Raw genomic sequence first — 19,258 nt, 5'->3', positions numbered from 1 at the left:
GCGAAATATACGCATTCATATTATCTCTGTAAACAGATGTAACTTGCTTTCTGAAATCTTGTTTCACTACTTTTTTGCGCAGGAGAGGGGACAAATGGCGATAAGCGCATCACTGAGGCGATTTTTTGCTTAAGAAATCGTGGGTTAAGGTTGAAAGAGCGGGGTTAAGTCGCTAATACTCTATACTCGCAGTGTGGCTCAGCGTAGCATGACATCACGCATGGCTATTTTTAGAAAAGGAAAACGTCGTGGCAGAAGAGACTATATTCAGCAAGATTATTCGTCGTGAAATCCCTTCCGATATCGTTTACCAGGATGACCTGGTGACGGCATTCCGGGATATTTCACCGCAGGCGCCTACACACATTCTGATCATCCCCAACGTTCTGATCCCGACGGTTAATGATGTTACCGCTGAGCATGAGCAAGCGCTGGGACGGATGATTACCGTTGCGGCAAAAATTGCCGAACAGGAAGGCATTGCCGAAGATGGCTACCGCTTGATCATGAACACCAATCGTCATGGCGGCCAGGAGGTGTATCACATCCATATGCATCTGTTGGGCGGTCGCGCGCTCGGTCCTATGCTCGCGCACAAAGGGCTGTAATGATGATCAGAGGATGCATTGCGCTTTCGCTGGGTCTGCTCTTACTTGCCGGGTGCCGTTCTCATCCTGAGATCCCGGTAAGCGATGAGCAGTCGCTGGTGATGGAGTCGACGCTACTGGCGGCGGGGATCACCGCGCAAGAGCCGACGTTGACCACGTCTGATATTCAGCCCTCTGCATCCTCAACGCTGTATAACGAAAGGCAAGAACCCGTTACCGTTCATTATCGCTTTTACTGGTATGACGCCAGAGGGCTGGAGATGCACCCTCTGGAAGCGCCACGCAGCGTGACGATACCAGCGCATTCGTCGGTCACGTTGTATGGCAGCGCCAATTATCTGGGGGCGCACAAAGTCAGACTTTATCTTTATTTGTAAGGGGTGAATCTTGAAGACAAAAATGAGTCGCTACGCATTGATAGCCGCGCTGGCGATGTTCCTGTCCGGTTGTGTGGTGCAACGTGAACCTGCACCGGTTGATGAGGTGAAACCCACACCGGAACAGCCCGCGCAGCCGCAAGAACCCGCTCCGGGGGTACCTTCGGTTCCCACGATCCCGGGACAGCCGGGTCCTATTGAACATGAAGATCAGACCGCGGCACCGGCACCGCGCATACGTCATTACGACTGGAATAGCGCGATGCAGCCGATGGTAGGCAAAATGCTGCAGGCTGATGGCGTCACGGCGGGGAGCGTACTGCTGGTCGATAGCGTCAATAACCGCACTAACGGTTCGCTAAACGCAGGCGAAGCCACAGAAACGCTGCGTAATGCGCTGGCGAACAATGGCAAATTTACCCTGGTCTCCGCGCAACAGCTGTCGCTGGCAAAACAGCAGTTAGGGCTGTCGCCGCAGGACAGTCTGGGAACGCGCAGCAAGGCGATTGGTATTGCCCGTAATGTCGGCGCGCACTATGTGTTGTATTCCAGTGCTTCGGGTAACGTCAACGCGCCATCGCTGCAAATGCAATTAATGCTGGTACAAACTGGCGAGATAATCTGGTCAGGTAAAGGTGCCGTTCAGCAGCAATAACATACCAGGGCGCGACGCAGTGCTGTTGCGCTACTTTCCGCACTATCGTCCCGTCGCCGAAGGCCAGCGTGGTCTTAGCGGCGGGTGCGTGATTATTGAAAACTCAACCCAGCGGCTGGTTCTTCGCCGTCATCACGATCCCGATGCGCCGCAAGCGCATTTTTTACGCCAATATCACGCCTTATCGCGGTTACCTGAACACCTTGCACCGAAGCCGCGTTTTTATATACCCGGCTGGATGGCGGTGGACTACGTCCCTGGCGAGATAAAATCGGGGCTGCCGGATGCCGACGAACTGGCGGGCTTACTGTATTATCTTCATCAGCAGCCTCGCTTCGGCTGGCGTATCCATCTGCTACCGTTGCTGGAGCAATACTGGCAGGGGAGCGATCCGGCACGACGAACCCCGAACTGGCTGAGAGCGCTGAAACGTCTGCGCAAGCAGGGCGAGCCGCGTCCGCTGCGCCTCGCGCCGCTGCATATGGATGTCCATGCCGCGAACATCGTTCACGGCTCAGCAGGACTGCGGCTGATCGACTGGGAATACGCCGGAGACGGTGATGTCGCCCTTGAACTGGCGGCGGTGTGGGTGGAGGATGTTCAGCAACACCGGCAACTGGTGCAGGCCTATGCCGTTCGCGCGCGCATGGACGGGCAACAATTATGGCAACAGGTCAGACGCTGGTATCCGTGGATACTGATGCTGAAGGCCGGTTGGTTTGAATACCGCTGGCAACAGACCGGCGAACGACAATTTATCAGTCTGGCTGATGCAACCTGGCGGCAGCTGGCAACGAAGAATTAAGGAGAGCAGTGTGGGTCCAGTAATGTTGGATGTCGAAGGGTTTGAGCTGGATGCGGAAGAGCGGGAGATCCTGGCTCATCCGCTGGTGGGCGGTTTGATTCTGTTTGCGCGCAATTACCACGACCCGGCGCAGTTACGTGAACTGGTGCGCCAGATCCGCGCGGCGTCGCACAACCATCTGGTGGTCGCCGTCGATCAGGAAGGTGGGCGCGTACAGCGTTTCCGTGAAGGATTTACCCGGCTGCCAGCCGCGCAGTCCTTTGCGGCGCTGCACGGGCTGGAAGAGGGCGGCAGGCTGGCGGAAGAGGCCGGATGGCTGATGGCCAGTGAAATGATCGCGATGGACATCGATATCAGCTTTGCGCCGGTGTTGGATGTCGGACATATCAGCGCCGCCATTGGCGAACGTTCCTATCATGCTGACCCGCTCAACGCGCTGGCGATGGCGACCCGTTTTATTGACGGCATGCATGCGGCGGGAATGAAAACCACCGGCAAACATTTCCCGGGTCACGGCGCGGTTACTGCGGATTCGCATAAAGAGACGCCGACCGATCCGCGTCCTGAAGCGGAAATTCGTGCAAAAGATATGTCGGTTTTCCGTACGCTAATCTCGGAAAACAAGCTGGACGCCATCATGCCGGCGCACGTCATTTACAGCGCTGTCGATCCGCGTCCGGCGAGCGGTTCCCCGCACTGGCTGAAAACGGTTTTGCGCCAGGAGCTAGGCTTTGACGGCGTTATTTTCTCTGATGACCTGTCGATGGAAGGGGCGGCAATCATGGGCAGCTATGCCGAGCGCGGGCAGGCATCGCTGGACGCGGGTTGTGATATGATTCTGGTCTGCAATAATCGTAAAGGGGCGGTCAGTGTGTTAGATAATCTGTCGCCGATCAATGCAGAGCGTGTTACACGTTTGTATCATAAAGGTTCATTTTCGCGTCAGGAACTGATGGACACGGCTCGCTGGAAAACCGTCAGCGCGCAGCTCAACCAGTTACATGAACGCTGGCAGGAAGAGAAAGCAGGTCATTAACGCACGTTTGGTGAGGATGCGATGATTATCTATTTACACGGTTTCGACTCCAGCAGTCCGGGAAACCACGAAAAAGTCTTGCAGCTGCAGTTTATCGACCCGGACGTCAGACTGATAAGCTACAGCACGCGTCATCCGAAACATGACATGCAGCATCTGCTGAAAGAAGTAGACAAAATGTTGCAGCTCAATGTTGATGAGCGTCCGTTGATTTGCGGCGTTGGCCTCGGCGGCTACTGGGCTGAACGCATTGGTTTTCTTTGTGATGTTCGCCAGGTGGTGTTTAATCCGAACCTGTTCCCGTATGAAAATATGGAAGGCAAGATCGATCGTCCGGAAGAGTATGCGGATATTGCGACCAAGTGTGTGACCAATTTTCGCGAGAAAAATCGCGATCGTTGCCTGGTCATTCTCTCGCGTCATGACGAAGCCCTGAACAGTCAGCGCGCTTCTGAAGAGCTACACCATTTCTATGAGATCGTGTGGGACGAAGAGCAGACGCATAAGTTTAAGAATATTTCGCCGCACCTGCAGCGAATCAAGGCGTTTAAGACATTGGGCTAAAACCTGCGTCAGCCGGAATCGTCGGATCAAGCCAGCCTTCGGGCTGGTTTTTTTTGCCTGTTTTTCCGGCGTTGTCTATCTTTTCAGCAGCAAAACTTGATACACATCAATTTTGGTATGACCAATGCACCGCATGTGTTATTCTCACTCTCGAAGGACATTTTCATTGTCGTAACTTGTTGTTAATTAAAGGCTATGTTTATAACGTTTAATTAACAATTGGTTAATCATTTTAAGGGGGTCACGTTGACTACACCACTGAAAAAGATCGTGATTGTCGGCGGGGGAGCTGGCGGACTGGAAATGGCGACGCAGTTAGGGCACAAGCTGGGTCGCAAAAAAAAAGCGAAAATCACGCTGGTTGACAGGAATCACAGCCACCTGTGGAAACCTCTGCTGCACGAAGTCGCGACCGGATCGCTCGATGAAGGCGTGGACGCGCTGAGCTATCTGGCGCATGCCCGTAACCACGGCTTCCAGTTCCAGCTGGGTTCTGTGATGAATATCGATCGCGAAGCGAAAACCATCACCATCGCAGAACTGCGCGATGAGAAGGGTGAGCTGCTGGTGCCTGAGCGCAAAATTGCCTGGGACACGCTGGTGATGGCGCTGGGCAGTACCTCCAACGACTTCAACACGCCGGGTGTCAAAGAGAACTGTATCTTCCTTGATAACCCGCATCAGGCACGTCGTTTCCATCAGGAAATGCTGAACCTGTTCCTGAAATATTCCGCGAATCTTGGCGCGAACGGCAAGGTGAATATTGCAATCGTCGGCGGCGGCGCCACCGGCGTAGAGCTGTCAGCGGAACTGCATAACGCAGTGAAACAGTTGCACAGTTACGGTTACAAAGGGCTGACCAACGACGCGCTGAACGTGACGCTGGTGGAAGCCGGTGAACGCATTCTGCCTGCGCTACCGCCGCGTATCTCTGCAGCGGCGCATAACGAGTTAACAAAGCTTGGCGTTCGCGTCCTGACCCAGACGATGGTGACCAGTGCGGATGCGGGCGGCCTGCATACCAAAGACGGCGAATATATTGAAGCCGACCTGATGGTCTGGGCGGCGGGGATCAAAGCGCCGGACTTTATGAAAGAGATTGGCGGCCTGGAGACCAACCGGATTAATCAACTGGTGGTAGAACCGACGTTGCAGACAACCCGCGATCCTGATGTTTACGCGATTGGCGACTGTGCCTCCTGCGCGCGTCCGGAAGGGGGCTTTGTGCCGCCACGTGCTCAGGCTGCGCATCAGATGGCGACCTGCGCGATGAACAACATTCTGGCTCAGATGAACGGCAAGCCGCTGAAAGCGTATCAGTACAAAGATCACGGTTCGCTGGTTTCGCTCTCTAACTTCTCGACCGTCGGCAGTCTGATGGGCAACCTGACGAAAGGGTCGATGATGGTGGAAGGGCGTATCGCTCGCTTTGTCTACATCTCTCTGTACCGTATGCACCAGATCGCGCTGCACGGCTATTTCAAAACCGGTCTGATGATGCTGGTGGGCAGCATTAACCGTGTGATCCGTCCGCGTCTGAAACTGCATTAATCCTGCCTGACTCAGCACCGTCTGCTGGCGGTGCTGAGCGCCTTCATCATTCTTCTTCTACCTTCAGAGTTCTCTGAATCATCCTGTTTTAGCCGCGATCAGCGATATTTTCATCCACTGTCTGATGGGCGTCTTATTGCATTGGTTGCAAAATTGTAACCAATAGCAAAGAAGGAGGATCTCCCGTGAATAAATCGATGTTGGCGGGTATAGGGATTGGCGTAGCTGCTGCGCTGGGTGTGGCGGCGGTTGCCAGTCTGAACGTGTTTGATCGTGGCCCACAGTATGCTCAGGTGGTTTCTGCAACACCGATCAAAGAGACGATTAAGACGCCGCGTCAGGCGTGTCGCAACGTGACGGTGACGCATCGCAAACCTGTTCAGGATGAGAACCGCATAACCGGTTCGGTGCTGGGTGCGGTTGCCGGTGGCGTGATTGGTCATCAGTTTGGCGGCGGACGAGGTAAAGACGTGGCGACGGTGGTCGGGGCGTTGGGGGGCGGTTACGCCGGCAACCAAATCCAGGGCTCAATGCAGGAAAACGACACTTATACGTCCACACAGCAACGCTGCAAAACCGTCTATGACAAATCGGAAAAAATGCTCGGTTACGACGTCACCTACAAAATTGGCGACCAGCAGGGCAAGATCCGCATGGATAAGGATCCTGGCACGCAGATCCCGCTGGATAACAACGGCCAGTTGATTCTGAATAACAAAGCGTAAAAAAGCTGTACTCTGCAAGTTAGCCCCTCATTCGCTCAGGCTGAGGGGCTTTTTTTATCAGAAGGTTAAGGCGTAGTTCAGACCAAAGGTACGACCCCGACCCTTATACTCGTACAGCGACGGGCTGCCATAGGTTGGGCTGTACAGCAATGGCGCGCGCTGTCCCCACAAGGTGGTGTAATCTTCATCCAGCAGGTTTTCAATGCTGAAGGTCAGTTTACCCAGCGGGAGCTGATAGCTGCCGATAAAGTCCACGGTGTTATAGCCGTCCAGCTTGTTGCCGCTGGCATCGCTGAGATCGAACGATTGCTGGGTCTGAACCCGCAACGACCACGGCTCTGGCGCCCAGCCGACCCAGGCGGTGGCTTTGGACGGTGAGGCCAGCGTCACATCCCATTTTTCCCATTTCCCGTTCTGTTTCACTTCGGATTTCAGCACGTTAAAGTTCGCCCCCAGACTCCAGTCGCTGTCAGGGATAAAGTAGTCCGCCGCGCCTTCCACGCCGTAAATCCGGCGATCGTCAGGTTCCACGCGGATCGTCATATCGCTACGGTTAATCACAATCGACTTATCGGACGTCGAATAGTACGCCGCCAGTTGGGTACGCAGATTATCGCCGGTATAGCGCCAGCCCAGCTCATACGAATTGACCTTGATGCCTTCCAGACGCGAATCTGCCACGTTCACGCTGCGCTGGAGTTGGTAACGATCGCCCACCAACTGGTAAGTGCCGTTGCCGTAATATTTCCCGGGATCCGGCAGCTCAACGCCCTGGGAGAAGTTAAACCACGCCTGCTGGCGTTCGGTGAGATGCGCCAACAGTCCGGCGTTGAACAGGAAGTTGTCGTAATCGGTTTTACCTCCAGGAATGACATCGGCAGAGCTCGCTAAACCATTGGCGATCCCCTGCTGCTGCGCATAGCCCACAAAATCATCAACCCGATTTTCCGTCCACTGATAGCGCACACCGCCGCTCAGGGTGAAGATGTCATTGATGTCATAACTGCTTTGCAGGAACGGGGCGAAGTTGGTGATGCTGTAGCCGGGGTAGCGCCCTGTCGTATAGGCCGTGCGGTTGTCCATTCCGCCTGACGGCACAGACCAGCCCAGATCGAAGAACTTCTGGTTGGAGTCGAAGGTTTCATGGTCCGCGTCGACACCCCACGTCAGCTCCCAGTTATCCATCAACTGGCTGTTGAGCGTGATTTTGGCACCGTACTGGTCCGTGTCCTGCTGCGAGGCTGAGAAGCTGGTCACCTGACCTTTGCTGAGCGTCGGGAAAGGGTAGAATTTCAGCGACTCATCGCGGTAATAGATCTGGCTGACCAGATTCTGACCGAAGAAGTCCGCGTCGGAGTATTGCAGGCTGATCAGATGGCGCTCAGTCCCTGGAATACGGTCAGAACTGAGTCCGCTGCGGGTGCTGGCGGTGCCGCTGCCGGTAACGGCGGACATATTTTCACCCAGGTACAATCCGTAATCCTCATCCCCCTGACTCTTGTAATACTGGGTGACCAACTGTATCTGGCGCTGGTCATCGATGTCGAGAGTCCCGGTTCCCATCACATCCAGACGATCGGAGTGTTGCAGACCGGTTTGCGTGTTGTCGAGCATCAGGGCGTCGCCATTGCCGTCGTACCAGCCGCCAAAGCGCTGATAAGCCACGGACAGTCGGCCAGACGCACGATCCGTTCCGCCACTGACCGCTGCGGCAACGCGCTCGTCGCGATCGTTACTGTTGTTAAAGCCAGATTTACCGCCCAGTTCAAGCTCTACCTGGCGTTCCGCCTGGCCCTTTTTAGTGACGATGTTAATTAAGCCGCCGGTACTGCCGCCGCCATACAGCGACGTTGCGCCTGAAATGACCTCTATGTGTGCAATGTTAAAAGGGTCAATTGCATCCAGTTGGCGGCTGTCAGTACGCGATGAGTTCAGGCGTACGCCGTCAATCAGCACGACAATCGCGCGACCGCGCATGTTCATACCGTAGTTGGTGCGGCCTTGACTGCTGACGTCAATGCCGGGGATCAGTTGTGCCAGCACGTCTTTAAACTCTTTTCCGCCCTGAACCTGTTGCTCAATTTCCTGGCCTTCAATCACCCAGGTGGTCTGCGCCATTTCGGCGACGGTTTTCTGGCTGCGGTTGGCGCTGACGATGAGGTTTTCTTCTTCTGTTTGTGCCGCCGCAGCGGGCAGAGTCAGAGCCAACAGGATCGGGTTGAGGACCCAAAGACGCTTATTCATTCGCATTCCTTTCTGAAAATATCTGTGCAGGTGATGGTGTTTTAGCCGGTCGGTGCCAGCTGTTACATTGTGAAACAGATGTAAAATCAAATGCGAATATTGCTGATAATAATTTCTATTATCAATAGATTTTTGTGAAAAGTTGAACCTAACTAAATGATAACATTAATTATTGTGTGGGGATTTCGTCGAAGAAGAACCGGGAAACGGCGTTTCCCGGTCAGAAAAAACGATCAGGCCTTAAGCAGTTCAGGCCACAGGCGCAGGGTAGTGTGGGTGATTTGCATCAGCTTCTCAAAACTGGCGCCTTCGCGGGCGCTGATGGACATGCCCTGCAAAATGCAGCTCAGATACTCGGCAAGATTTTGCACGTTATTGTATGCCGGAATTTCACCGCGTTCCTGCCGCTGACGCAGAAATTGCGTCAGGGTCTGCTCCTGCATGGCGTGACGCGATTTCACCGTATGCGCAATATCGCGTGATGCCGCGGCAAGCGTCGCGGAGGTGTTAATCATAAAGCAGCCTGCGGGGGTGTCCTTGCTGGTGAAACAGGTTGCTACTGCGGTGAAGTAATCCTCCAGCGCCGCCTCAACGCTTTTTTCTTCGCAGAACAACTGCGCTTCGTGTTTTGCCGCGAAGCGAGCGATGTATCTGTCCAGCACCGCGCGGAACAGTCCTTCTTTATTAGTAAATTCCGCATACAGCGTTGGCGCCTTCGCACCCGTTGCTTCAACAAGGTCAGAAAGCGATGTCGCCTCATAACCGTGCTGCCAGAAGAGTGTCATGGCCTTATCAAGCGCGGCTTCCCTGTCGAACACTTTTGGTCGGCCACGGCTTTTTTTTACGCAACTTGTCGATTCAGTTGTCATGGTGCCGTTGTACCTTAATGGAGTTAGTGAACACCTATTATAAAAATAAATCCGCACAGGCTCCAGCGCATTCGCGAGAAAAATATTTTTAGCCTAGTTACATGAAAGATAAGCGTTTTTTATTTTATATAACGATCGTTATAAAAAATGGGTTGACGTGTGACCTGGATCACATCTATTATTTACCTATCGATCGTTAAGTAAATACTTACGACGCCCAATCATCTGCAAAAGGTCACAATTATGAAAAACGTAAAAACTCTCATCGCTGCTGCTGTTCTCAGTTCTCTGTCATTCGCAAGCGTCGCGGCTGTTGAAGTGCAGTCAACGCCTGCTGGTCAGCAAAAAGTCGGCACCATCTCTGCAAACGCAGGGACTAACCTGAGTTCGCTGCAGGACGAACTGGCGCAGAAAGCGGATGCGATGGGTGCGAAATCTTTCCGCATTACTTCTGTGACGGGTCCGAACAACCTGCACGGTACTGCGGTAATTTATAAATAAGCATTCCCCCCTCATTGATGCCTGCTACTGCAAAATAACGCGACATAAAAAAAGCCCCGCTGAAAATAGATTCAGCGGGGCTTTTTCATGTCCGGAACGGTTATTACATCGACTGCTGATCCACCTCACGATGGCGTCTGACATCGACCGGCATCCCGGAGCGAACATCCATCACATGCTGCATCACCGCCGCGTCCGTCTGCGCAGAATCTTTAAACGCCTGCAAGGTGCTGTTCAGCACAATAGGCAGAACCTGCGGGTCATCATCAATATTTTTCGACAGCGGCTGGTGGACTTCGACCAGACGCGTACCATCCGGCTCAATCGAGGCTTTAATAGGCGTATTGATGATATTCACTTTGGTGCCTGGCGTAACCTGTCTGAACAGGGTCTCGATATCGCCATCGCGCAGGCGGATACAGCCTGAGCTGACGCGCATGCCAATGCCGAAATCGGCGTTGGTGCCGTGCAGCAGATAGACACCACCGTAAGCAGCTAAGCGAATGGCATGATGTCCCATCGGGTTATCCGGTCCGGCAGGAACCACCGCAGGAAGGTCGATCCCTTGCGCTTTATAACGGGCACGGATATTCGCCGTCGGCGTCCAGGTTGGATTAGCGCGCTTGTCGGAAACCGTCGTGACCATCGTCGGGGTCAGAGTATCGCCGCTCAGTTGGCCAATGCCGATAGGGTAGACCGTGACCGCATTTTTCCCTGGAGGGTAGTAGTAGAGACGCAGTTCAGCCAGGTTGATGACAATGCCTTCACGCGGCGCATCCGGCAGCAGCGTCTGCAGTGGGATGGTCAACACGCTGCCCGGGCGGGGGACGTAGGGATCCACGCCAGGATTCGCCTGCAACAGGGCAAGAAAACCGACGTTGTATTTTTTCGCGATGGCTTCCAGTGAACCCCCGTTATTTTCAACAACGTGGTACTTGTTTTCCCCGACCAGCTTGCTGCCCGGTGGAGGAAGAGGCCAGGTATTCGCCTGCGCGGGAAGCGCAAGCGTAATGCTGGCGGCGAGTGCAAAAAAAGCCAGCCAGCGGGAGAATCGCATATTGTTCATTATCATCACAAATTAAAGGGTTATTATGCCAGAGCAGTCCAATGATAATTATGGCGGGGCGGTGTGTCTTGAATTGCAAGGGAAGTGCAAAGAGTTGTAAAGATCGTGGACCCTTGCCTGATGGCACTGCGCTTATCAGGTCTACGGTCAGGCATCGATTTGTAGGCCGGATAAGGCGAAGCCACTATCCGGCACACCACAATCATGCCACGGCGTTTTCTTCCAGTTGCTGCATAAACTGACGCACCCATTCCATCCGCGTTTTCCGATCGGTCAGATCCTGGATGAACTTCAGTCGGGTCGGTCCGTCAAGACGGTAGTGCTGCGGCTGTTTTTGCAGCAGTCCGATCAGCCAGTTCGGATTGACATGGTTCTTCTCAGCAAATTCGATGGTGCCGCCTTTCTCGTTGCCTTCCAGCTTGCGAATGCCCAGTTTCTGCGCCTGTTGACGCAACCGGGCGATATCCAGCAGAGTACGCGCCGGGTCGGGCAGCAGACCGAAGCGGTCGATCAGTTCCACTTTGAGCTCTTCAAGTTCATTCTCGCTTTTCGCGCTGGCGATACGCTTATAGAACGACAGGCGGGTGTTCACGTCCGGGATGAAATCATCCGGCAGCAGCGATGGCATACGCAGTTCGACTTCCGTTTGCTGGCTGGTGAGATCTTCCAGCGACGGCTCGCGTCCGGCCTTCAGCGCATCGACGGCGTTTTCCAGCAGCTCCATGTACAGCGAGAAGCCGATGGTCTCCATCGAACCACTCTGTTCTTCCCCGAGCAGTTCACCCGCGCCGCGGATCTCCAGATCGTGAGTCGCCAGCGCAAAGCCCGCGCCCAGATCTTCCAGCGAGGCGATAGCTTCCAGACGTTTTTGCGCGTCGGTCGTCATCGCCTTGGGGTGTGGCGTCAGCAGCCAGGCATACGCCTGATGGTGTGAACGCCCTACGCGACCGCGCAACTGATGTAACTGCGCCAGACCGAAGTGGTCCGCTCGCTCGATGATAATCGTGTTGGCAGTCGGGATATCAATACCGGTTTCGATAATAGTGGTACAGACCAGAACGTTAAAACGCTGATGGTGGAAATCGTTCATCACGCGTTCCAGTTCGCGTTCGCGCATCTGCCCGTGACCGATGGCAATCCGCGCTTCCGGCACCAGTTCCGCCAGCCTTTGGGCGGCTTTCTGGATGTTTTCCACATCGTTGTAGAGATAGTAAACCTGGCCGCCGCGCAGCACTTCACGCAGAATCGCCTCGCGTACCACCAGGCTGTCGTATTCACGAACAAAGGTTTTGACCGCCAGACGACGCGCAGGGGGGGTGGCGATAATCGACAGATCGCGCATGCCGCTCATCGCCATATTCAGCGTTCGCGGGATCGGCGTGGCGGTCAGCGTCAGAATATCCACATCGGCGCGCATCGCTTTAATGCGCTCTTTATGGCGCACGCCGAAACGGTGCTCTTCATCGACGATCAGCAGTCCCAGATCTTTCAACTTCACATCGCTTTGCAGCAGTTTGTGTGTACCGATCAGAATATCAATTTTCCCTTCGGCAACCTGTTCCAGGATCTGCGCCTGTTCTTTGGCGCTGCGAAAGCGGGAGATCATTTCGATGCGCACCGGCCAGTTGGCAAAGCGGTCGCGGAAGTTATCAAAGTGCTGCTGGGCAAGCAGGGTTGTCGGCACCAGAACCGCCACCTGCTTGTGGTTTTCGACCGCGAGGAATGCGGCGCGCATTGCCACTTCGGTTTTGCCAAATCCGACGTCGCCGCATACCAGACGGTCCATCGCCAGCGGCTGACACATATCGCTGAGCACGGCGTTAATCGCCTGCGCCTGGTCGGGGGTGGTTTCGAACGGGAAGCTGTCGCAGAACAATTGGTACTGTTCGCGATCGTGTTTGAAGGCGAATCCCTCTTTTGCCGCACGCTGGGCGTAGATATCCAGCAGTTCGGCCGCCACGTCGCGCACTTTCTCTGCCGCTTTCTGCCGGGCGCGTGACCAGGCATCGCCGCCGAGTTTATGCAGCGGCGCATTCTCTTCAGCGCCACCGGCGTAACGGCTGATCAGATGCAAAGAGGAGACCGGGACGTACAGTTTGGCGTCGTTGGCGTAGGTGAGCATCAGGTACTCGCCTTTGATCCCGCCCGCTTCCAGCGTGGTCATCCCGGCATAGCGACCGACGCCGTGCTCCAGGTGTACCACCGGCTGACCCGGATGCAGCTCCGCCAGGTTACGAATCAGCGTGTCCGGGTTAATCGTGCGGCGTGAATCCTGACGACGGCGCGCCACGCGCTCGCCCAGCAGGTCGCTTTCACAGATTAATGCCAGATTGCGCGTCGTATCGATAAACCCGTGCTCGGCGGCACCAATCATCAGGTAGCGTCCAACATCCGCAGCTTCATCCAGACGCATAATGCGCTTCGGCGCGACTTTGATGCGGGCGAGCAGTTCACCAAGGGCCTCACGACGACCTTCACTCTCAACCGAGAAAATCACCGGTCCGTCGAAGGACTCCAGGAACTTGCGCAGGGCATCCAGCGGCGATTTTTGCTGCGCCTGAACCGCCAGGTCCGGCAGCGGCTTGAAGCCTAAGTTGGTATTTGCCGCTTTGGCGGGAAGGTGATCGGTTTTGAGCTGTACGCGCGGCCAGCGTTTGAGTTCAGAAAAGAGCTCATCGACGCGTAGCCAGAGCGATTCCGGCGGTAGCAGCGGACGCATCGGATCCACACAACGGTTTTCGAAACGCGCCAGCGTATCGGCCTGGAAACGTTCGGCGCTGTTTTCTAAATCACCGGTGTTGACCACCAGCGTATTGGCCGGGAAATAGCTAAACAGCGGCGGCAGCGGCTCGCTGAAAAACAGCGGCTGCCAGTATTCGATCCCCGCAGGCAAGGTGCCCTTACTGACCTGCTGATAGATATGCTCCGCGTCGCGTTTTACCTCGAAGGTATCGCGCCACTGGCTGCGAAACAGTTCGATCGCCGTTTTGTCGGTCGGAAATTCGTGCGCGGGCAACAGATTGATGGCGTCGACTTCTTCCAGCGTGCGCTGGGTGTCAGCGTCAAACAGGCGCAAACTGTCAATTTCATCGTCGAAGAAATCCAGACGATAGGGCTGTTCACTGCCCATCGGGTAGAGATCCAGCAGCGCGCCGCGCGTGGCGTATTCGCCATGTTCCATGACCTGATCAACATGCCGGTAACCGGCGCTGTCGAGCTGTAAACGCAGGGCGTCGCGCGATAAACGCTGGCCTTTTTTCATCACCAGCGCATGACCGTGCAGATAGCTGTGCGGGCAGACGCGCTGCATCAGGGTGTTGACCGGCACGATCAGCACGCCACGCTGCATCGACGGTAGCTGATACAGCGTGGAGAGACGCGAGGAAATAATTTCCTGATGCGGAGAGAAACTGTCGTAGGGCAGGGTTTCCCAGTCCGCGAGGTTCATCACCATCTGATCGGTAAACTGGCGGATTTCATCATGCAGGCGCAGCGCGTTTTGCATATCGGGCGCCACGAGCACGACAGGACCGGCATGACGTTCGGCAATTTCTGCCACCAGTGTGGCACAGGCAGCCCCGGTCAGTTCACCCAACAGGCGCTGGTCGCCCGCTTTCACGGGCAGCGTGTAACGTTGTTGTTCAGGCATTCGGTTTAGGTATTCGTCAGATAAGCAATGCCCTGTATTATCCGTGATCGCTCCTCATTAGCAAATTGAATCGCCCTCACGTGAGGGCGAAATAGTTAGCGGGAATAGCCAACGGTTTGCGGGCGGGAAGGGGGGGTGAAGAGGATATCACCGAACAGACCCTGCGACAGTTTACGCACGGCAAGACCCAATAGCGTACAGATCAACAGGCTGGCAAATGGATAGACCAGCAGCAGGGCCAGTTCCAGTGCGGGGGACCAGACCGCGGTATTGATCTGCGGGATGAGCAGCAGGCTGAACGCCTCCACCAGAATGCGATGCGTGGTATAAATCGCGATAGTGTTCGAACCGATCACGTTAAGCAGACTGGACTCACGCATGCCGAAGCGCTGTTCATACTGATAGAACAGCTTCATGATCAGCACGATAGAGACCAACGACAGCAGCAATGAGACGTTAAACAACCACGCCGCGATAGCCAGCGCGAAGGCGGCCGCGCAGAGCAGCGCATAGCGGCGCAGCGGGACCTCTTTGATCCACGCCATCAGCGAGACGCCAAACCAGGCGCCGAGGCTGTAATACGGCAGGTTGCGGATCACGCTGTTCATTCCCCACCATGGGGTGGCAACAACGTTGATTGCCACGCTCAGCAAAACAAACAGAGCGAACAGCGGCACGGCCCAGCGGCTGAACACTTTACAGACCACAAAATAGACAATGAGCGCATACAGATACCACAGGCTGGTGCTGGCGGTCAGCATGCCGTGAAGGAACTGGCCGATGGAACCGGCGTAAGCGGCGTTGGAGGCGTTATGCAGGGAGCGCTCCGGCGCCAGCCAGTTGTTCAGTGCGCTGAGCGCCAGCCACTGGGCCACGCCCCACAGCGCCAGCACCCAGAAAATACTCCAGACCCGCTTGTTGACGCTCTCTTTCCAGCTCACGCTGTCGATATAGCGGCGAATTAAAAAGCCAGAGATAAAGAAAAATACTGGCATACGAAACGGAGCGAGATAGAGATTAAAGTAAATCCAGCACTTGGACAGCAGTTCCGAGAGAGGTAACTGGAAGTGGGTCAGGTGGGGGTAGAAGGTGATGACTGAGTGATAGATTACCACCAGACAGATGCATAACCCTTTGATTTGGTTAATCCATAGTTCTTTCTGTTTCATCAGGACCCTGTGCTTGTATTCGTCAACATAGCCTGTGATCCTGCGGGGTGATGCGGGTGTTGTAATGCGTAACATTCTGCTTTTTGATTTTTTAAGAAAAGGATCAGGGTCGACAGGGGCTATCTCACGAGCCTACTGAGCTGCGGATCCTTTTCCTCTGCGTACTGACGAACACTTACGGTTCAGGCGTTTACCCATGCGGCTTTCGCTTATATACTCGTGACTTTGCTAACAGCAACCAGACGGATTTCATGTACCAACCTGTCGCTCTATTCATCGGCCTGCGTTACATGCGCGGGCGTGCAGCAGATCGCTTCGGTCGCTTTGTCTCCTGGCTTTCCACCATTGGCATTACCCTTGGGGTGATGGCACTGGTCACGGTTTTGTCAGTGATGAACGGTTTTGAACGTGAACTGCAAAATAACATCCTGGGGCTGATGCCTCAGGCCATCCTTTCTGCGGAGCAAGGCTCCCTGAATCCTCAACAACTGCCGGAAAACGCCGTTAAACTGAACGGGGTGAATCGCATTGCGCCGCTGACAACCGGTGATGTCGTGCTGCAAAGTGCGCGCAGCGTGGCGGTTGGGGTGATGCTGGGTATCGATCCGGCGCAAAAAGATCCGCTGACGCCGTATCTGGTCAATGTGAAGCAAACCGATCTCCAGCCTGGCAAGTATAATGTCATCCTCGGCGAGCAGCTCGCGGGCCAGTTGGGCGTTAATCGTGGCGATCAGATCCGCGTGATGGTGCCATCAGCCAGCCAGTTCACTCCGATGGGGCGTCTGCCGAGCCAGCGCCTGTTTACGGTGATCGGCACCTTTGCGGCGAACAGCGAAGTTGATGGCTACCAGATGTTGACCAATATTCAGGACGCCTCGCGCCTCATGCGCTACCCGGCAGGGAATATCACCGGCTGGCGCTTGTGGTTGAATGAGCCGCTGAAGGTGGACTCGCTCAGTCAGCAGACGCTGCCGGAAGGAACGAAATGGCAGGACTGGCGCGAGCGTAAAGGCGAGCTGTTCCAGGCCGTGCGGATGGAAAAGAACATGATGGGGCTGTTGTTGAGCCTGATCGTGGCCGTTGCTGCGTTCAATATTATTACCTCGTTAGGTCTGATGGTGATGGAGAAGCAGGGAGAAGTGGCTATTTTGCAAACGCAGGGGCTGACGCCGCGACAGATCATGATGGTCTTTATGGTGCAGGGAGCCAGTGCCGGGATTATCGGCGCATTGCTGGGCGCTGCGCTGGGCGCGCTGCTGGCCAGTCAACTTAATACCCTGATGCCGGTTATCGGCATCCTGCTGGACGGTGCGGCGCTGCCGGTGGCGATAGAGCCGCTGCAGGTCATTGTGATTGCGCTGGTGGCGATGGCCATCGCGTTGCTTTCCACGCTTTATCCTTCATGGCGCGCTGCCGCCACTCAACCCGCTGAGGCTTTACGTTATGAATAAGATCCTGTTGCAATGCGACAAACTGTGCAAACGCTATCAGGAAGGTTCCGTGCAAACTGATGTGTTGCACGATGTCAGCTTCAGCGTGGGCGAAGGCGAAATGATGGCGATTGTCGGTAGCTCCGGCTCCGGCAAAAGTACCTTGTTGCACCTGCTGGGCGGGCTGGATACCCCAACCTCCGGCGACGTGATTTTTAGCGGTCAGCCGATGAGCAAACTGTCGTCAGCGGCGAAAGCGGAACTGCGTAACCAGAAGCTCGGCTTTATCTATCAGTTTCACCACCTGCTGCCGGACTTCACCGCGTTGGAAAACGTGGCGATGCCGCTGCTGATTGGTAAACATAAACCCGCCGAAATTACTGTCCGGGCGCGTGAGATGCTGAAAGCGGTAGGGTTGGATCACCGCGCCAGTCATCGTCCCTCTGAACTGTCTGGCGGTGAGCGTCAGCGCGTGGCGATTGCCCGTGCGCTGGTCAACAACCCGCGCCTGGTGCTGGCGGATGAACCGACCGGTAACCTGGACGCGCGCAACGCCGACAGCATCTTCCAGCTTCTGGGTGAGCTGAACCGCGCGCAGGGCACTGCGTTTCTGGTCGTCACCCACGACCTGCAACTGGCGAAGCGCATGAGCCGCCAGTTGGAAATGCGAGATGGACGTCTGACGGCGGACCTGAGCCTGATGGGGGCGGAGTAATGGCCTCGCCTTTATCGTTATTAATTGGCCTGCGCTTTAGCCGGGGACGGCGGCGCGGCGGCATGGTGTCGCTGATTTCGGTGATCTCGACCATCGGTATCGCGCTGGGCGTGGCGGTTTTGATCGTCGGTTTAAGCGCGATGAACGGCTTTGAACGCGAACTGAACAACCGCATTCTGGCGGTGGTGCCGCACGGTGAGATTGAAGCGGTCAACCCGCCGTGGACCAACTGGCGTGAAGCGCTGGAGAAGGTACAGAAGGTGCCGGGTATTACGGCCGCGGCGCCGTATATCAACTTTACCGGACTGATTGAGAGCGGGGCGAATCTGCGCGCCATCCAGGTGAAAGGCGTGGATCCGCAGCAGGAACAGCGTCTGAGCGCGCTGCCCTCGTTTGTGCAAAATAACGCCTGGGCTGATTTCAAAGCCGGTGAACAGCAAATTATTATCGGCAAGGGCGTCGCCGACGCGCTTAAGGTTAAGCAGGGCGACTGGGTCTCCATCATGATCCCCAATTCGAATGCCGATCATAAGTTGATGCAGCCAAAGCGTGTACGCCTGCACGTTGCCGGTATTCTGCAGTTGAGTGGTCAGCTTGACCATAGCTTCGCGATGATCCCGATGGCCGATGCGCAGCAGTATCTGGAGATGGACAACACGGTTTCCGGGATTGCGCTGAAGGTCAGTGACGTCTTCAACGCCAACAAACTGGTGCGTGACGCAGGTGAAGTGACCAACAGCTATGTCTATATCAAGAGCTGGATTGGTACCTACGGCTACATGTACCGCGATATTCAGATGATCCGCGCCATTATGTATCTGGCGATGGTGCTGGTGATCGGCGTCGCCTGTTTTAACATTGTCTCAACATTAGTGATGGCGGTAAAAGACAAGAGCGGTGATATTGCGGTATTAAGAACGCTGGGGGCGAAAGATGGCCTGATTCGCGCCATTTTTGTCTGGTACGGCCTGCTGGCGGGGCTGTTTGGCAGTTTGATCGGGGTGGTCATTGGCGTAGTGGTTTCGCTACAGCTGACGCCAATCATTAATGGTATCGAAAAGCTGATTGGCCATCAGTTCCTCTCCGGGGATATCTATTTTATCGACTTCCTGCCATCGGAATTACACTGGCTGGATGTGATTTACGTGCTGGTCACCGCACTGTTGCTGAGTCTGTTGGCGAGTTGGTATCCGGCGCGGCGCGCCAGTAACATCGATCCTGCGAGAGTACTCAGCGGCCAGTAACCATAATGGCGTGAGAGATACACAAACTCATTCATGTGACCAGAACAGCG

The 19,258-nt window shown here is 55.2% G+C and carries 17 protein-coding genes; 12 read left to right on the top strand and 5 right to left on the bottom strand.

Annotation, left to right across the window (positions count from 1 at the left end; genetic code table 11):
* Positions 1–248 precede the first annotated feature (248 nt).
* The 8 genes from hinT (at position 249) to GBC03_19660 (ending at position 6,321) form a co-directional block, all read left to right on the top strand.
* Positions 249–608, top strand: coding sequence for a purine nucleoside phosphoramidase (gene hinT / locus GBC03_19695; protein ID QFS72266.1), 360 nt, complete (start codon positions 249–251; stop codon positions 606–608).
* Positions 609–610: 2 nt separating this feature from the next.
* A complete protein-coding gene (locus tag GBC03_19690) occupies positions 611–985 on the top strand; it encodes a DUF1425 domain-containing protein (GenBank protein QFS74075.1) in 375 nt (124 codons plus the stop codon).
* Positions 986–1,007: 22 nt separating this feature from the next.
* The gene (gene lpoB / locus GBC03_19685) at positions 1,008–1,640 is read left to right on the top strand and encodes a penicillin-binding protein activator LpoB (GenBank protein QFS74074.1); all 633 of its coding nucleotides are present in this window, start codon (positions 1,008–1,010) and stop codon (positions 1,638–1,640) included.
* A complete protein-coding gene (thiK, locus tag GBC03_19680) occupies positions 1,621–2,445 on the top strand; it encodes a thiamine kinase (GenBank protein ID QFS72265.1) in 825 nt (274 codons plus the stop codon). The genes lpoB and thiK overlap by 20 nt, the downstream gene beginning before the upstream one ends.
* Positions 2,446–2,455: 10 nt before the next feature.
* The gene (gene nagZ / locus GBC03_19675) at positions 2,456–3,481 is read left to right on the top strand and encodes a beta-N-acetylhexosaminidase (protein QFS72264.1); all 1,026 of its coding nucleotides are present in this window, start codon (positions 2,456–2,458) and stop codon (positions 3,479–3,481) included.
* Between the two features lie 21 nt (positions 3,482–3,502).
* Positions 3,503–4,045, top strand: a complete 543-nt coding sequence (locus tag GBC03_19670) for a hypothetical protein (protein ID QFS72263.1) — start codon at positions 3,503–3,505, stop codon at positions 4,043–4,045.
* Positions 4,046–4,291: 246 nt separating this feature from the next.
* Positions 4,292–5,596, top strand: a complete 1,305-nt coding sequence (locus GBC03_19665; GenBank protein ID QFS72262.1) for an FAD-dependent oxidoreductase — start codon at positions 4,292–4,294, stop codon at positions 5,594–5,596.
* Positions 5,597–5,781: 185 nt separating this feature from the next.
* Complete coding sequence (locus tag GBC03_19660) at positions 5,782–6,321, top strand: glycine zipper 2TM domain-containing protein (GenBank protein QFS72261.1); 540 nt, start codon at positions 5,782–5,784, stop codon at positions 6,319–6,321.
* Between the two features lie 57 nt (positions 6,322–6,378).
* Here GBC03_19660 and GBC03_19655 read toward each other — a convergent pair whose 3' ends face one another.
* Entirely contained in the window at positions 6,379–8,565 is a 2,187-nt protein-coding gene (locus GBC03_19655; GenBank protein ID QFS72260.1) for a TonB-dependent siderophore receptor, read from the bottom strand.
* A 233-nt stretch (positions 8,566–8,798) separates the two neighbouring features.
* On the bottom strand, positions 8,799–9,434 hold the full coding sequence (comR, locus tag GBC03_19650; protein QFS72259.1) for a TetR family copper-responsive transcriptional repressor ComR: 636 nt from the start codon (positions 9,432–9,434) through the stop codon (positions 8,799–8,801).
* A gap of 243 nt (positions 9,435–9,677) precedes the next feature.
* Between comR and GBC03_19645 the strand changes: the two genes are divergently transcribed.
* Complete coding sequence (locus GBC03_19645; GenBank protein ID QFS72258.1) at positions 9,678–9,935, top strand: DUF1471 domain-containing protein; 258 nt, start codon at positions 9,678–9,680, stop codon at positions 9,933–9,935.
* Between the two features lie 103 nt (positions 9,936–10,038).
* Here GBC03_19645 and GBC03_19640 read toward each other — a convergent pair whose 3' ends face one another.
* The 3 genes from GBC03_19640 to GBC03_19630 form a co-directional block, all read right to left on the bottom strand.
* Positions 10,039–11,004, bottom strand: a complete 966-nt coding sequence (locus GBC03_19640) for a L,D-transpeptidase family protein (protein ID QFS74073.1) — start codon at positions 11,002–11,004, stop codon at positions 10,039–10,041.
* 199 nt (positions 11,005–11,203) lie between these two features.
* A complete protein-coding gene (locus GBC03_19635) occupies positions 11,204–14,650 on the bottom strand; it encodes a transcription-repair coupling factor (protein QFS72257.1) in 3,447 nt (1,148 codons plus the stop codon).
* Positions 14,651–14,745: 95 nt separating this feature from the next.
* Positions 14,746–15,819 carry an acyltransferase family protein gene (locus GBC03_19630; protein ID QFS72256.1) on the bottom strand — a complete coding sequence of 358 codons (1,074 nt, stop codon included), beginning with the start codon at positions 15,817–15,819 and terminating at the stop codon, positions 14,746–14,748.
* 251 nt (positions 15,820–16,070) lie between these two features.
* Between GBC03_19630 and lolC the strand changes: the two genes are divergently transcribed.
* Genes lolC through lolE form a run of 3 tightly spaced genes read left to right on the top strand, consistent with a single transcriptional unit; the run spans position 16,071 to position 19,208 of the window.
* Positions 16,071–17,270: a lipoprotein-releasing ABC transporter permease subunit LolC gene (gene lolC, locus GBC03_19625; GenBank protein QFS72255.1), complete on the top strand. Its 1,200-nt coding sequence runs from the start codon at positions 16,071–16,073 to the stop codon at positions 17,268–17,270.
* Entirely contained in the window at positions 17,263–17,964 is a 702-nt protein-coding gene (lolD, locus tag GBC03_19620; GenBank protein QFS72254.1) for a lipoprotein-releasing ABC transporter ATP-binding protein LolD, read from the top strand. The genes lolC and lolD overlap by 8 nt, the downstream gene beginning before the upstream one ends.
* Positions 17,964–19,208 (top strand): lipoprotein-releasing ABC transporter permease subunit LolE, encoded by a 1,245-nt coding sequence (lolE, locus tag GBC03_19615; protein QFS72253.1) that lies wholly within the window; start codon positions 17,964–17,966, stop codon positions 19,206–19,208. The genes lolD and lolE overlap by 1 nt, the downstream gene beginning before the upstream one ends.
* Positions 19,209–19,258 lie beyond the last annotated feature (50 nt).

The organism is Citrobacter telavivensis, assembly GCA_009363175.1.
Lineage (GTDB): Bacteria > Pseudomonadota > Gammaproteobacteria > Enterobacterales > Enterobacteriaceae > Citrobacter_A > Citrobacter_A telavivensis.
Note: the sequence above shows the minus strand (reverse complement) of the source record. Positions and strands in the feature narration are given on the sequence as shown.

Coding starts and splice junctions, on each gene's coding strand:
- GBC03_19645 (QFS72258.1), top strand. CDS start 9,678: ATGAAAAACGTAAAAACTCTCATCGCTGCTGCTGTTCTCAGTTCTCTG.
- GBC03_19690 (QFS74075.1), top strand. CDS start 611: ATGATCAGAGGATGCATTGCGCTTTCGCTGGGTCTGCTCTTACTTGCC.
- lpoB (QFS74074.1), top strand. CDS start 1,008: ATGAGTCGCTACGCATTGATAGCCGCGCTGGCGATGTTCCTGTCCGGT.
- GBC03_19670 (QFS72263.1), top strand. CDS start 3,503: ATGATTATCTATTTACACGGTTTCGACTCCAGCAGTCCGGGAAACCAC.
- lolC (QFS72255.1), top strand. CDS start 16,071: ATGTACCAACCTGTCGCTCTATTCATCGGCCTGCGTTACATGCGCGGG.
- lolD (QFS72254.1), top strand. CDS start 17,263: ATGAATAAGATCCTGTTGCAATGCGACAAACTGTGCAAACGCTATCAG.
- GBC03_19630 (QFS72256.1), bottom strand. CDS start 15,819: ATGAAACAGAAAGAACTATGGATTAACCAAATCAAAGGGTTATGCATC.
- GBC03_19655 (QFS72260.1), bottom strand. CDS start 8,565: ATGAATAAGCGTCTTTGGGTCCTCAACCCGATCCTGTTGGCTCTGACT.
- lolE (QFS72253.1), top strand. CDS start 17,964: ATGGCCTCGCCTTTATCGTTATTAATTGGCCTGCGCTTTAGCCGGGGA.
- GBC03_19635 (QFS72257.1), bottom strand. CDS start 14,650: ATGCCTGAACAACAACGTTACACGCTGCCCGTGAAAGCGGGCGACCAG.
- comR (QFS72259.1), bottom strand. CDS start 9,434: ATGACAACTGAATCGACAAGTTGCGTAAAAAAAAGCCGTGGCCGACCA.